Origin of the sequence: Paractinoplanes ferrugineus (assembly GCF_016862195.1) — a bacterium.
Taxonomy (GTDB): Bacteria; Actinomycetota; Actinomycetes; order Mycobacteriales; family Micromonosporaceae; genus Actinoplanes; species Actinoplanes ferrugineus.
In genome coordinates, this window is record NZ_BOMM01000054.1 from 76,092 (window position 1) to 88,407 (window position 12,316).

Consider the following 12,316-nt stretch of genomic DNA (forward strand, 5'->3'; position numbering starts at 1 on the left):
TTGAGCGGTAGGCTCAATCCTCGGGAGTTGAGTGGCTCTATGTCAACTCTTTGGCCAGACGGCTTCACTGGCGGCGGCTTCGGCGGCGGCGGCTTCGGCGGCGGCGGCTTCGGCGGCTTCGGCGGCTTCGGCGGCGGCGGCGGCGGCGGCTTCGGTGGCGGAGCGGAGCCGTTCGACGGCCTGCCGGGTCGGGGTCGGCAACGGCACCCCGGCCAGATCGCCGAGCACGGCGTCGACCAGGGCGAACAGACCACCTCCCGGCGCCTCGGGGGCAGCCTCCAGGGTTTCCCGCACGAGCACCGCCCGGACGAAACGCTTGTCCCAGCGCCGGTCGGCGCCGATCCGGCGGTGCAGCTCCACGGCCGCCGCGCGCACGGCGGCGAGCTTTTCCCCGTACGCCTCATCGAGCTCCCGGCGCACCGGCCGCACCGCCGCGACCAACCGCAATCGTCGCTGCTCGGCGGCTTGCCGGCTGGTCAGGCCGAGCACCGCCGCGAGCTCCGCCCAGGTGGCGCCCGCGCGTCGCGCCCGGTCGATCAGCTCGAGCTCCTCGGCGTCGAGGCGGGCGCGCCGCTCGCGGATGGTCCGAAGTTCACTCAGGTCGACCACGCGCCGAGCCTAGCACTTGTCAACGTTTCGTTGACAAGTGAGGGTGAGCCGACCGGTCTCCGCCGGTCGACGCGCGGCTGCGGTGGCGGCGGACCGCGTCGCGGTTGGCGCAGCGGATGGCGCAGTAACGCTGCCGGCCGGTGCGGGAGGTGTCGGCGAAGACGGCGGCGCATCCGGTGACCGCGCAGCGCCGCAGCCGGTGCATGCCCCGGCCGCTCAGGTGCATGGCGGTTCCGACGGCGATCAGCGCGGTCAGCACCTCGCCGAGCGGGCGCCCGTCGTCGCGGTAGTGCAGATGCCAGCCGCCGGCATGGTCGGTGAGCCGTGGGTAGGCGGCGGCGCCGGCCAGCATCCGGTTGAGCCGGGCGGCGCGCTCGTGCTCGTCGCTCGCGTCGACGATCTTCTCCCAGGCGTCCAGTGTGGTCGCGAGCCGGTCGAGGTCGGCGGCGCCGACCGCCGTCTGTACGACCAGGCCCGCCGCCCCGCAGCGCTCGGCCAGCTCGGCGGCGGTGCTCGGGCGTCGGTTCGCCAGGTCGGCGGCCAGGTTCACCGGGTCGGCGCCGTAAGGGTTGATGTGCACAAGACCATTACAGCAGGCTGGGTCCCATGCGCTGGATCATCCTTGCGGTCGCCACGTTCACCCAGGCCGCCGCCGCCTTCTTCGCCCAGGGCATCGGCGCCCTCGGCGTACACCTGCAGCAGGACCTCGGCATCGGCACCGCCCAGCTGGGCCTGCTGACCTCGGCCGTCCAGTTCGTCCCACTGCTCGGCCTGCTGATCGCCGGCGAACTGCTCGACCGCTTCGACGAACGCTGGGTGGTGGGCGCCGGGGCCACGATCGTCGGCGTCGCCCTGCTCACCGGCGTACCTCTGCTCACCGGCACGACCGGCACCGGTTTCCCCGCCCTGCTCGCCGTCCTGCTCGTGGTGGGCGCCGGATACAGCACCGCCCAGCCGGGCGGCAGCAAATCGGTGGCGGCCTGGTTCGACGCGTCCCGGCGCGGCACCGCGATGGGCATCCGCCAGGCGGGCCTGCCCCTGGGCGCCGCCCTGGCCTCGGCCACGCTCCCGGCGGTGGGCGCCGTGCACGGCTTGCCGGCAACCCTCGCGGTCGGCGGCGCGGTCGCCCTGACCGGAGCGGCGGCGTTCGTCCTGCTCTACCGGCGCCCACCGGCGCACCCCAGCGCCGAAACCGCGCCGCCTCCGCCCGCCGGAGCCGACGAGGACGCGCCGCCCGCTGCCGCCGGAGCCGGCGAAGACGCGCCGGCCGCGCCCCCCGCGGGCCGGAGCGTGCCACTCGCGGCGGGCGGGCCAGGGGCGGCGGGTTCCAGGCTTGCCCTGCTTCGTGTGCCGGCCGCGCGCGCCGCTCTGCTGTGCGGGGTGTGTCTGATCTCGGTGCAGGTCGGGATCGGGCTGCTGACCGTGCTGCATCTGCACGAGGTGGCGGCGATGCCGGCCGGGCGGGCGGCGCTCGTCCTCGTGCTGGCGCAGGGCGCGGGCGTGGCGGGCCGGATCGTGCTCGCGATGGTCAGTGACCGGGCGCGGACGGCGCGGCAGAGCGTGGTCACCGCGAGCCTGGTCGCGGTTCTCGTGGCGCTTATGCTGCTGCTCACTCCGGCGGGCGGGGAACCGGTGGCGGCGGCGGTGATCTTCGGGTGGCTCGGCTTCTTCGGCATCGGCTGGTACGGCCCGTGGGTCGCGCTGGTCACCGAGGCCGCGCCGGCCGGGCGAACGGGTTTCGCGCTGGGTCTGGCGATGTCGGTCAACCAGGTGGCGATCGTCGCGATGCCCCCGCTGCTCGGCCTGCTCCACGACGTCACCGGCGGCTTCACCGCGTCCTGGGGCCTGCTCGCCGTGCTGACCGGCGCCGCGCTCGCCTACGTGGGGCCCGGCCAGGTGCGGAAAGGCCACGAAAGAGCCGGCAGCGAAAGAGCCGGCAGGGGGAAAGCCGGCAGCGGAGGAGACCTCAGGGCGCGACCAGCTGCGTCACGAACGTGATCGGCGCTCCCGACGCGGGCACGACGCGGACCAGGACCGGGGTGCGGCGGCCGGCGATCAGCGTGGCGGCCGCGATGGCCTGGCCGCCGGCCACCGGCTGCACGGCGACCGGCTCGGCGCCGTCGAGGCGGACGGACCATTCGCGTACGGGCCGGTCGACGCACAGGTGCAACAGCGTGCCGCCGGGGCGGGCGGGTTCGGCGCGTACCAGCAGTTCCAGCCCGGCGGCGTGGGCGGCGACCGACGTACGCCTCGGACATGAGCCCTGGTCGCCGGGAGGCCGGACGTACACGCCGGTCAGCAGGAGTGTCGCCGCGGCGCCGAGCGCGGCGGTGGCGGCGGCGAAGCCGAGTTTGCCGCGCCACAGCCCTCGCCTCGGCGGGGCGGCGGACCGGGCCGGCATCAGCACCACGCCGCCACCCACGCCGTGCCGCACGGTGAGCGCACCCGCGGGGACAGCGCCGCGCCGGCGGGACGCCCGGCAGTGCGGGGCGCCGGCCCGTTCGTCAGATCTCACGACGAGATGGTCGCTGCCGGCGGCCGTGCGGTTCCCAAGGCCGTGCGGTTCGCTCAGCGGAGGGACTTGAGCAGAGCGATGTCGGCCGCGTGGCCCTCGTGGTCGACCGTGGGGGTCTCGACGATCACCGGCACCCCGGCGATGGCCGGGTGGGTCATCAGCTCGGCGAACGCCGCCTCGCCGATGTGGCCCCGGCCGATCGTCTCGTGCCGGTCGCGGGTCGAGCCGCACTCGTCCTTCGAGTCGTTGGCATGGATCAGCATCACCCGGTCGGCGCCCACCGTGCCGATCAGCGCGTCCAGCGTCGCGGTCATGCCGCCCGGCGTGGCCAGGTCGTGACCGGCAGCCCAGGCGTGGCAGGTGTCGAAGCAGACGCCGAGCCACGGGTGCTGCTCGGCGGCCGCCAGGTAGGGACCGAGGTCCTGCACCTTGGAGGCCAGGCTGCGACCACCGCCCGCGCTCGGCTCGACCAGAAGTTTCGGCAGCCCGCGGGCGGCGGCGTCGTCGAGCAGCGGCATCAGCGCCTCGTGCAGCTGGTGCATCGCCTTGGCGTCGTGCTCCGGGTCGACCGAGCTGCCGGCGTGGTAGACGACCGCCGACGCGCCGATCGCCCGGCCGCGGTCCAGCGCGTGTGCGAGGGTGGCGATCGAGCGCTCCACCGTCATCCCGGTCGGGGAGCCGAGGTTGACCAGCAGCGACGCGTGGACGTAAGCGGGCAGGTCACGTTCGCCGATCCCGTCGCGGAACAGCGTGTCCTGCTTCGGGTCGCCGGGTGGCAGCGCCCATCCGCGGGAGTTCGAGACGTACACCTGAAGCGTCTCCGACCCCGCGGCGTCGACGTACGGCAGGGCCGCCTTGGCCAGCCCGCCGGCCGTCCTGGTGTGCGACCCGATGCGGCGCGCCGGGTCTAGAAGCACGCCACGACCACCTCGGTCTGCGGCGGGACCTGGGTGTTGCCACCCGGGTTCTGCTGGCGCACGAAACCGTTCTGGTTGAAGCCCTCGATGCGGACCCGCAGATTGAGACCCTGCAGTGTCTGCGCGGCCTGCTGGCACGGCTGGTTGTTGAGGTCGGGCACGGTGACCAGCGGCGGGCCCTTGCTCACGTCCAGGGTGACCTCGGCGTCCTTGGCCGCGCCGGTGCCCGGCTTGGGGGTCTGCGCGAGGACCGTGTCGGCCGGCTGGTCGGAGTCCTTGTACCGCTCGGCCGCGTTCAGGCCCAGCGCCTGCAACTGGCTGCGGGCGTCGTTGATGTTCTTGCCGACGAGGTCGGGCACGCTGATCGGGGCCTTGCCCTTGCTGACCACCAGGGTGACCGTGTCGCCGCGCTTGAGAACGGTGCCCACCGCCGGGCTGGTGGAGACCACCGCGCCCTCGGCGACGAGGTCGCTGTACTGCGGCGTCCCCACCTTGACCTGCAGGCCGTCCTGCTCCAGCTCGGCCTTGGCGGCGGCCAGTTCGGTGCCGCCCAGGTCCGGCACGCGGAAGCGCTCCGGGCCCAGCGACAGGGTCAGGGTGATCCGGCCGCCGTTGACGATCCGGGCGTCCGGCGCCGGGTTCTGGCTGACCACGGTGTCCTTCGGGACGGTCTCGCTGTAGGCGCCGTCGCCGTAGAACAGCTCGAAGTTGTTCTGCCGGGCGAACAGGTCGGCCTGCGCCTTCGTCATGTTGACCAGGCCGGGGGCCTCGGTGTAGCGGCCGAGGGTCACCCACCAGGTGCTGCCGATGACGACCAGGGCCATCACGGCGATGGCGGCGCTCAGCAGGATGCGGCGGCGGTCGAACCGGCCGCCGCCGGACAGCCGGGTGTCCCCACGGCGGTAGGTCTGCGGGCTGCGGCTCTGCTCCGGCAGGCGGGCCCAGGTGGGCCGGGCCGAACCGGGCCGGTCCGCGACGGCGGTCAACATCGCGGTCGCGTCGGCGGCGCCGGGCGCGGGCCGCGACTGCGGCACCTGGCGCAGCAGCGCCGTCTCGGCACTGGCCGCGCCCAGGTCGTCGCGCACCGACTGGACCTCGGCGAGCATCGCGCCGGCGTCGGTGGGGCGGGCGCCGGCGTCGCGGCGGGTGGCCCGCGCGACCAGGTCGTCGAGCGACCGGGGGACGCTGCTGACGATCCTCGACGGGGCCGGGACGTCGTGGTCGACGTGCTGCCACGCGACCTCGACCGGGTCGTCGCCGTCGAACGGGACCCGGCCGGTGAGCATCTCGTAGAGCACGATGCCGGCCGAGTAGACGTCGGTGCGGGCGTCGGCGTGACCGTCGGTGACCAGCTCCGGCGCCACGTAGGCGACGGTGGCCATCAGCTGGCCGGACTCGTCGACGCTGCTCGCCTCGATGGCCCGGGCCAGACCGAAGTCGGCCACCTTGACCACGGCGTCGACGAGGTTGCCGGCGCCGCCGCTGGGCGACTCGGCGACCAGCACGTTCTCCGGCTTGACGTCGCGGTGCACCAGCCCGGCCCGGTGGGCGGCGGCGATCGCGGCGAGCATCTGCTCGAGGATCGCGCAGGCCTCGTTCGGGTTGAGACGGCGGCGCTGGATGAGCACGTCCCGCAGGGTGTGACCCTGCACGTACTCCATGACCAGGTAGGGCAGGCCCTGGTGGCGGCCCTGGTCGTAGACGGCCACGACGTTGGGGTGGGTGAGCCGGGCGATCGTCTTCGCCTCGTCGGTGAACCGGTCCACGAAGTGGACGTTCGTCGCCTGCGAAGGATGAATGATCTTCAAGGCGACAGTGCGCTCGAGGCGCTGGTCGGTGGCCGTGTAGACGGTCGCCATGCCACCACGGGCCACCCGACCGGTGATCCGGTAGCGGCCGTCAATCGTCGTGCCGATCAACGTGTCGGCGACTGTGGTGTCCATCGGCGTGAAGTGTATGTGTCTTTCCGGGGCGGGCAGACCAGGATGTCACAGCTGAGTCCAAACGGGTACGCGCGCGGTCCGGACCGGTCTTGTCTGCCCCTTAAGGGAGCATTAACGGCGCCGGTACCAGCGCCGGAATTGCCAGTATTCATGCGGTTCTGCGAGGTCGGCCGGTGTGGCCGACGTCTCGCCGGGCGAGGCGGACGGGCCCCGCGTGGCCGCTCCGGCCGGGGCCACCGAGCCGGACGAATCGGGCGCCGTGGGCGTCGGCACGGGCGGCCCGCCGCACGCACAGGGAGATTCGGGCGATCCGGTGGTCCGAATCGGACTCGCGTTCTCCGACACGCCGGTGGACCGCGAACCGGTGGGCGCCGGGGTGGGTGCGGCCGGTGCCGGCGTGCGGCCGACTTCCCCGGTACGCGGCGGGACCGGCACCCTCGGCGCGCGCCCCGGCCCGATCCCGGCTCTCGGCGGGAGAACCCTCGTCACCGCCGGCCGCGGCGGGAACGTGTCGGCGGCCGCCGGCGTCTCGGTCAGCAGCGACCCGAGCCCGTTGACCACCCCGAGATAGGCCGTGGTCGACCCGAGCACCGTGAGCAGCCCCAACCCGGTCACCGCCAGGGCCCGCCGGGACCGCCCGGACCGCCGGCGAACCGCCCCCGCCGACGCCGGCCGCCACCCCCGGCTCAGCGACCCGCCCACCTCCGAACCGCCGAACGTGTTCATCCCGGTCGACGTGACGTCCGGCCCGCCCGGCGAGGGCGGCACCGGCCCGCGCCCCATGTCGTAACGCACCGAGCGCCACGCTCCGGACAGCTCGGCTCGGACTCTGCGCCACAGGCTCATCGCGTTCGTTCTCCGATCTGGCACCCTGTAGGAGTGAGCGATTCCGTAACCGCCGCGCCGGCCGCCTGGGTGAACCTCCCGGACGTGGCCGAGAAACTCGGCGTGTCGATAAGCAAGGTGCACCAGATGATCCGGGACGGGCATCTGCTCGCCGCCAAGCACGACGGGATCCGCCAGGTCCCCGCCGAGCTCGTGGCCAACAGCACCGTCCTCAAACACCTCCCCGGCATCCTCAACTTGCTGCGCGACGCCGGGTACAACGACGAAGAGGCCCTGCGGTGGCTCTACCAGCCCGACCCGGGACTGGACGGCAACGCCGCGCTCGGCCTGGGCGGCGACCGGGCGCGCGAGGTGAAGCGGCGGGCGCAGGCCCTCGGCTTCTGATGCGCGGCCTCTAGTGCGCCACCTCAGCTACCTGCTGGTCCTGGCGGGGTGCTTCGGCGCGGCGATCTGGCTCGAGCCGATCCTGCGGGTGAACGTGCTCCGCCGGTGGCGGCGGCTGCTGCTCACCGTCGTACCGGTGGTGCTCGTCTTCGTGCTGTGGGACCTGGCGGCGATCGCCGCCGGTCACTGGCACTTCGACCCGGCCCAGACCACCGGCGTCGTGTTCCCCGGCGGCCTGCCGCTCGACGAGGTGCTGTTCTTCGTGGTGGTGCCGGTCTGCGCGATCCTCGGCTTCGAGGCGGTGCGGGCGGTCCTGCGCCGGCCGGCCGGCGACGAACCGGCCGGCGACGGATCGGCCGGTGGCGGGTGAGCTACACGGCGGCCGCGCTTCTGGGCGCCCTGGTCGCGGTCCTTCTCGACCTTTTCGTCCTGAAGGTGCAGCTGGTGCGCCGGGCTGTGTTCTGGGCCACCTACCCGATCATCATCACCTTCCAGCTGCTGTCCAACGGCTTCCTGACCGGCCGGAACATCGTGATGTACGACCCCGGCGCGATCCTCGGCCTGCGTATCGCGTACGCCCCGGTCGAGGATCTGATCTTCGGTTTCGCCCTTGTCCTGCTCACCCTGGACCTGTGGGTGTGGTGGGGGCGGCGCGGCGTGCAACGCACGCCCGCCGCCGGCGACGGCAGCAGACTGCTGAGCCGGATCAACGCCGGCAAGATCAAGGCCGGCCAGAACAAGACCGGCAAGATCAAGACCGGCAAGATCAAGCGCTAGACGGTACGGCGGGTGGCGGCGTCCGCGAGCGCCCGCAGCACCGTCCGGGCCTCGTCGTCGATCCCGGCCGCGGCCAGCGCCGACAGGGACGCCGTCATCAGCTCGTCGATGCGCTGCTCGGTGGCGGCCAGGGCACCGCTGTCCCGGATCAGTGCCCGCAGCCGCTCCACCCCCTCGTCGGTGAGCGACGGATCGCCCAGGCCCTTGTCCAGTTCCGCCCACGCCCCGTCGTCGAGCGCCCCGAACGCCGCCGCGATCAGGTAGGTCCGTTTGCCCTCGCGCAGGTCGTCGCCGGCCGGCTTACCGGTGCGCGACGGGTCGCCGAACACTCCCAGCACGTCGTCCCGCAGCTGGAACGCCTCACCCAGCGGAAGCCCGAACGCCGTGTACGCCGCCGACACCGCAGCCGGCGCGCCGGCGATGGCCGCCCCCAGCAGCAACGGCCGCTCGACCGTGTACTTCGCGGCCTTGAACCGGGCCACCTTGCCGGCCCGCTCCAGCGACGTGTCCGCGGTGGCCTGGGTGAGCACGTCGAGGTACTGGCCGACGGTCACCTCCGTACGCATCTCGTCGAAGACCGGCCGCGCCCGGGCCAACTCCTGCGGGCCCAGCCCCGAGGTGTGCAGCATCTCGTCCGACCAGACCAGGGTGAGGTCGCCGAGCAGCACCGCCGCCGACTCGCCGAACAGGCCGCCGGGCCCCCGCCAGGCGGCCTGGCGGTGCATCTTCTCGAACCGGCGGTGCATGGACGGCTCGCCGCGGCGGGTGTCGGACCGGTCCATCAGGTCGTCGTGGATGAGCGCGCTCGCCTGCACCAGCTCCAGCGCCGCGACCGCCGCCACCGCCGCGTCCCCGTCGACGCCGCCCGCCCCGCGGTAGCCCCAGTAGGCGAACGCCGGCCGCAGCCGCTTGCCGCCGCCCAGCACGAACGCCTCGAGCGCGTCGGACACCTCGGCCAGCGCCGGATCGATGCCGCTCAGCCGGGCTCGCTGCTCGCCGAGGAACGCGCCGAGCGCCTTGTCGACCCGCGATCGCAAGCCGGCCACTTCTACGGGGGAGGTCACGGGCCCAAGTTATCGGACGCCGAGCCGGTAGAGTTCTCGGTGTGGCTCTCGGTCTTCCCTCACGTCTTCCCGGCACACCGGCGATCGGTGAGCTGATCCGCGCCGGGTCGGGCCCCGGCGGCGCGCCGACGTTCTCGTTCGAGTTCTTCCCGCCCAAGACACCCGAGGGCGAAACGCTGTTGTGGCAGGCCATCCGCGAGCTGGAGTCGCTGCAGCCGAGCTTCGTCTCGATCACCTACGGCGCCGGCGGCACCACTCGCGACACGACCGTCGCGGTGACCGAGCGGGTCGCCACCGAGACCACTCTGCTGCCGATGGCGCACCTGACCGCGGTCAACCACTCGGTCGCCGAGCTGCGCAACGTGATCGGCCGGCTGGCCGGGGCGGGCATCCGCAACGTGCTCGCGGTGCGCGGCGACCCGCCCGGCGACCCGATGGGCGAGTGGGTCCGGCATCCGGAGGGCGTGCTCTACGCCGAGGACCTGGTGCGCCTGGTGAAGGAGTCGGGCGACTTCAGCGTGGGCGTGGCCGCCTTCCCCTACAAGCACCCGCGGTCGTCGGACATCGAGAGCGACACCGCCAATTTCGTACGGAAATGTCAGGCCGGCGCCGATTTCGCGATCACGCAGATGTTCTTCGACGCCGACGAGTACCTCCGGCTGCGCGACCGGGTGGCGGCGGCGAGCTGCCCGACCCCGATCGTGCCCGGTGTCATGCCGGTCACCCGGATGGCCACGATCGAGCGGTCCAGCCAGCTGTCCGGGGCGCCGTTCCCGCCGAAGCTGCTCGAGCGCTTCGAGCGGATCGCCGGCGACGAGGCGGCGGTGCGCGCACTCGGCATCGAGGTGTGCGCCGAGATGTGCGCCAAACTGCTCGACGAGGGCGTGCCCGGCATCCACTTCATCACCCTGAACCGCTCGACCGCGACGCGTGAGGTGTGGCAGCTGGTCGCCCCGGCGTCGGCCGCCGCGGCCGCCTGACCCCGGTCCTGGAGCCGACCATGCGCTGGGAGGAGTACACCGCGGCCTGGTCCCGGCTGCACGGCGGCTTCGACCCGGCCACGGCCACCCCCGTCGTCCGGGGTTGGGTGCGCACGGCGTACGCCATCGGGTCCTTCCTCGGCCGTAAGCGCATCGGGCCGTCGGCCGTGACCACCGCGGGGTTGATCCTGTGCCTCGCCGTCCCGGCGGTGGTGAGCCTGGGACGCTGGGGCACGCTCGCCGGAGCCGTGGTGGTGCTGCTCGCGGCGCTCGCCGACTCGCTCGACGGCGCCGTCGCGGTGATCACCGGCAAGGCGAGCCGGCTCGGCTACGTCTACGACTCGGTGGCCGACCGGATCGGCGAGGGGACCTGGCTGCTGGCGTTCTGGCTGGCCGGGGCGCCCGGCCTGGTGGTGGCGGCGGCGGGCGCGGTGAGCTGGCTCCAGGAGTACGCCCGGGCCCGCGCGACGGCGGCCGGGATGAGCGAGATCGGCGTCGTCACCGTCGCCGAGCGCCCCACCCGGGTGATCCTGACCATCTTCGGGCTGCTCCTCGGCGCCCTGTACGAGTGGTTGATCACGCCGGTGGTGATCGTCTGGATCGCTCTCTCCGTGGTCGGTCTGGCCCAGCTCACGGTGGCCGTGCGACGCGCCCTCGGAGATCGTTAATCGGTTGTCCTCCGTGGACCGCTTTTCTACCGTGTGGTCATCGCTCAGTCACGGGGGAGGTGGCCACGATGAGCGCGGTACTTGTCCTCAACGCCGACTGCGGGCCCCTGCAACGGGTCAGCCTCCGGCACGCCGTCCGCATGCTGTTCCGGCAGGTGGCCGTCGTGCACGAGGCCGAGCCCGACCGGCGCATCGGGGTCTACCCGATGCCCACCGTCGTGCGGCTCGTCAGCTACGTGGTGACCCGCTGGCGGCACAGCCGCGGACCGGCGTGGTCCCGGGCCGGCGTGCTCACCCGCGACCACCGCACGTGCGCCTACTGCGGGGCCGGCGCCTCCACCATCGACCACGTGCTGCCCCGCTCGCGCGGCGGCGCCAACGAATGGACCAACACGGTGGCGGCCTGCGGCCGCTGCAACAGCCGCAAAGGCGACCGTACGCCCGCCGAGGCGCGGATGCCGCTGCGAGTCCGGCCGCTCGCACCCACCTGGGCGACCCTGGCCTGACCTCCTGATCGACGACCGGCGGGCTGGCACGGGGGCAGGTCCGCCGGTCGTCCCTTGTCGGCACGGGCCTGGGCCTGAGCCTGGCCTTGGGCACGGGCCTGGCCTTGGGCACGGGCCCGGCCTGGCCTTGGGCCTGGGCGCCGGGCCGGTGCCGGGCGAGTTCGTGGGACCGGGGTCCGAGGGACCAGGGTCCGATGACATGGCCTTCGCGCGGTGCCAACCTATGCGGGTGTTGGACGAACTGGCTCAGATCCGCGACCTGCTCGCCAAGTGCGACGCGCCGCTGTGGTCCCGCTCCGACGCCGAGGTGGCGTCCGGACTGGAGACCGGCTGGGCGTGCGTGCAGCAGGCTCTCGCGGTCACCGCGCGCCTCGTCCACGAAGCCGAGAACCGGGGCATTCCGCACGACGAGGCCCAGTCCAGCACGCCCGTGTGGCTTCGGCAGCGCCTGCGCGCGAGCATCCGGGAAGCCAAGCAGCTGACCGAGCTCGGCCAGGCCCTCGACCGCTCCCCCGCGCTCGCCACCGCCATCTCCGACGGCACCCTCTCCGCCGAACAGGCGCGCACCATCGCGGCCTCGATCGCCGCCCTGCCCGACGACACCGGCGACGACAGGACCACGGCGGCCGAGGCCGCTCTCATCTCGTACGCCAAGGAATTCGACCCGGTCCTGCTCGCCCGGCTCGGCGCCCGCATCCTCGCCCACGTCGACCCCGAGGCCGCCGACCGGCACGACGCCGAGGCGCTGGCGCGCCAGGAGGCACGCGCCCACCGGGACCGCGGCTTCACGATGAGCCCGACCGGTGACGGTCGCGTACGCCTGTCGGGATGGCTCCCCGACGCCGCGGCCGCGATCGTCAACGCCGCTGTCGACCCGCTGTCCCGGCCGGCCCGCGACGACACCGGCGACCCCGCACTCACCCGCACGCCCACCCAGCGCCGGGCCGACGCCCTGGTCGACATCTGCAACCGGGCGATGCGCGGCGGCGGCGACCTGCCGAGCGCCAACGGCGACCCGGCCCAGGTGGTCGTCACGATCCCACTCGACACGTTGCGGTCCACGCCCGCCGGCCCTGCCGGCCCTGCCGACCCTGCCGACCCTGCCGA

Annotated in this window: 16 protein-coding genes; 10 read left to right on the plus strand and 6 right to left on the minus strand. The window is 73.5% G+C overall.

What is annotated here, in order from left to right; all coding sequences use genetic code 11:
• Positions 1-42 precede the first annotated feature (42 nt).
• Together Afe05nite_RS30925 and Afe05nite_RS30930 are read right to left on the minus strand one after the other, a co-directional pair.
• Positions 43-609 carry a hypothetical protein gene (locus Afe05nite_RS30925; RefSeq protein WP_203820782.1) on the minus strand — a complete coding sequence of 189 codons (567 nt, stop codon included), beginning with the start codon at positions 607-609 and terminating at the stop codon, positions 43-45.
• 19 nt (positions 610-628) lie between these two features.
• A complete protein-coding gene (locus Afe05nite_RS30930; RefSeq protein WP_203820783.1) occupies positions 629-1,189 on the minus strand; it encodes a CGNR zinc finger domain-containing protein in 561 nt (186 codons plus the stop codon).
• A gap of 26 nt (positions 1,190-1,215) precedes the next feature.
• On the opposite strand from Afe05nite_RS30930, the gene Afe05nite_RS30935 reads away from it, so the two are divergent.
• Positions 1,216-2,607 carry an MFS transporter gene (locus Afe05nite_RS30935; protein WP_203820784.1) on the plus strand — a complete coding sequence of 464 codons (1,392 nt, stop codon included), beginning with the start codon at positions 1,216-1,218 and terminating at the stop codon, positions 2,605-2,607.
• On the opposite strand, the gene Afe05nite_RS30940 is transcribed toward Afe05nite_RS30935, so the two are convergent.
• From Afe05nite_RS30940 to pknB, 3 genes are read right to left on the minus strand one after another with little or no spacing between them, the layout of a single operon-like run.
• The gene (locus Afe05nite_RS30940) at positions 2,576-3,124 is read right to left on the minus strand and encodes a hypothetical protein (RefSeq protein ID WP_203820785.1); all 549 of its coding nucleotides are present in this window, start codon (positions 3,122-3,124) and stop codon (positions 2,576-2,578) included. The two genes, Afe05nite_RS30935 and Afe05nite_RS30940, sit on opposite strands and share 32 nt — an antisense overlap.
• Before the next feature lie 53 nt (positions 3,125-3,177).
• Entirely contained in the window at positions 3,178-4,041 is an 864-nt protein-coding gene (locus Afe05nite_RS30945) for a deoxyribonuclease IV (RefSeq protein WP_203820786.1), read from the minus strand.
• Positions 4,032-5,984 (minus strand): Stk1 family PASTA domain-containing Ser/Thr kinase, encoded by a 1,953-nt coding sequence (gene pknB / locus Afe05nite_RS30950; RefSeq protein ID WP_203820787.1) that lies wholly within the window; start codon positions 5,982-5,984, stop codon positions 4,032-4,034. Before pknB ends, Afe05nite_RS30945 begins: the two co-directional genes overlap by 10 nt.
• Positions 5,985-6,159: 175 nt before the next feature.
• Between pknB and Afe05nite_RS30955 the strand changes: the two genes are divergently transcribed.
• From Afe05nite_RS30955 to Afe05nite_RS30975, 5 genes are all read left to right on the plus strand, one after another.
• Positions 6,160-6,555, plus strand: coding sequence for a hypothetical protein (locus tag Afe05nite_RS30955; RefSeq protein ID WP_203820788.1), 396 nt, complete (start codon positions 6,160-6,162; stop codon positions 6,553-6,555).
• Positions 6,556-6,576: 21 nt separating this feature from the next.
• Positions 6,577-6,774, plus strand: coding sequence for a hypothetical protein (locus tag Afe05nite_RS30960; protein ID WP_203820789.1), 198 nt, complete (start codon positions 6,577-6,579; stop codon positions 6,772-6,774).
• 89 nt (positions 6,775-6,863) lie between these two features.
• Positions 6,864-7,214 carry an Rv2175c family DNA-binding protein gene (locus Afe05nite_RS30965; protein ID WP_203820790.1) on the plus strand — a complete coding sequence of 117 codons (351 nt, stop codon included), beginning with the start codon at positions 6,864-6,866 and terminating at the stop codon, positions 7,212-7,214.
• Positions 7,215-7,227: 13 nt separating this feature from the next.
• Positions 7,228-7,584, plus strand: coding sequence for a lycopene cyclase domain-containing protein (locus tag Afe05nite_RS30970; protein ID WP_203820791.1), 357 nt, complete (start codon positions 7,228-7,230; stop codon positions 7,582-7,584).
• Positions 7,581-7,991 carry a lycopene cyclase domain-containing protein gene (locus Afe05nite_RS30975; RefSeq protein WP_203820792.1) on the plus strand — a complete coding sequence of 137 codons (411 nt, stop codon included), beginning with the start codon at positions 7,581-7,583 and terminating at the stop codon, positions 7,989-7,991. Before Afe05nite_RS30970 ends, Afe05nite_RS30975 begins: the two co-directional genes overlap by 4 nt.
• Here the strand turns inward: Afe05nite_RS30975 and Afe05nite_RS30980 are convergent.
• The gene (locus Afe05nite_RS30980; RefSeq protein WP_203820793.1) at positions 7,988-9,055 is read right to left on the minus strand and encodes a polyprenyl synthetase family protein; all 1,068 of its coding nucleotides are present in this window, start codon (positions 9,053-9,055) and stop codon (positions 7,988-7,990) included. The genes Afe05nite_RS30975 and Afe05nite_RS30980 overlap by 4 nt on opposite strands.
• 41 nt (positions 9,056-9,096) lie before the next feature.
• Between Afe05nite_RS30980 and metF the strand changes: the two genes are divergently transcribed.
• From metF to Afe05nite_RS31000, 4 genes are all read left to right on the plus strand, one after another.
• Positions 9,097-10,035, plus strand: a complete 939-nt coding sequence (gene metF / locus Afe05nite_RS30985) for a methylenetetrahydrofolate reductase [NAD(P)H] (protein WP_203820794.1) — start codon at positions 9,097-9,099, stop codon at positions 10,033-10,035.
• A 20-nt stretch (positions 10,036-10,055) separates the two neighbouring features.
• Complete coding sequence (locus tag Afe05nite_RS30990) at positions 10,056-10,703, plus strand: CDP-alcohol phosphatidyltransferase family protein (RefSeq protein ID WP_203820795.1); 648 nt, start codon at positions 10,056-10,058, stop codon at positions 10,701-10,703.
• Positions 10,704-10,771: 68 nt separating this feature from the next.
• Complete coding sequence (locus Afe05nite_RS30995) at positions 10,772-11,209, plus strand: HNH endonuclease (protein ID WP_203820796.1); 438 nt, start codon at positions 10,772-10,774, stop codon at positions 11,207-11,209.
• 229 nt (positions 11,210-11,438) lie between these two features.
• A partial coding sequence (locus tag Afe05nite_RS31000; protein ID WP_203820797.1) for a DUF222 domain-containing protein occupies positions 11,439-12,316 on the plus strand: 878 nt, incomplete at its 3' end.

Bases quoted from the DNA above. Each gene is read 5' to 3' on its own strand.
- Afe05nite_RS30935 (WP_203820784.1), top strand. From the start codon at position 1,216: ATGCGCTGGATCATCCTTGCGGTCGCCACGTTCACCCAGGCCGCCGCC.
- Afe05nite_RS30990 (WP_203820795.1), top strand. From the start codon at position 10,056: ATGCGCTGGGAGGAGTACACCGCGGCCTGGTCCCGGCTGCACGGCGGC.
- Afe05nite_RS30995 (WP_203820796.1), top strand. From the start codon at position 10,772: ATGAGCGCGGTACTTGTCCTCAACGCCGACTGCGGGCCCCTGCAACGG.
- pknB (WP_203820787.1), bottom strand. From the start codon at position 5,984: ATGGACACCACAGTCGCCGACACGTTGATCGGCACGACGATTGACGGC.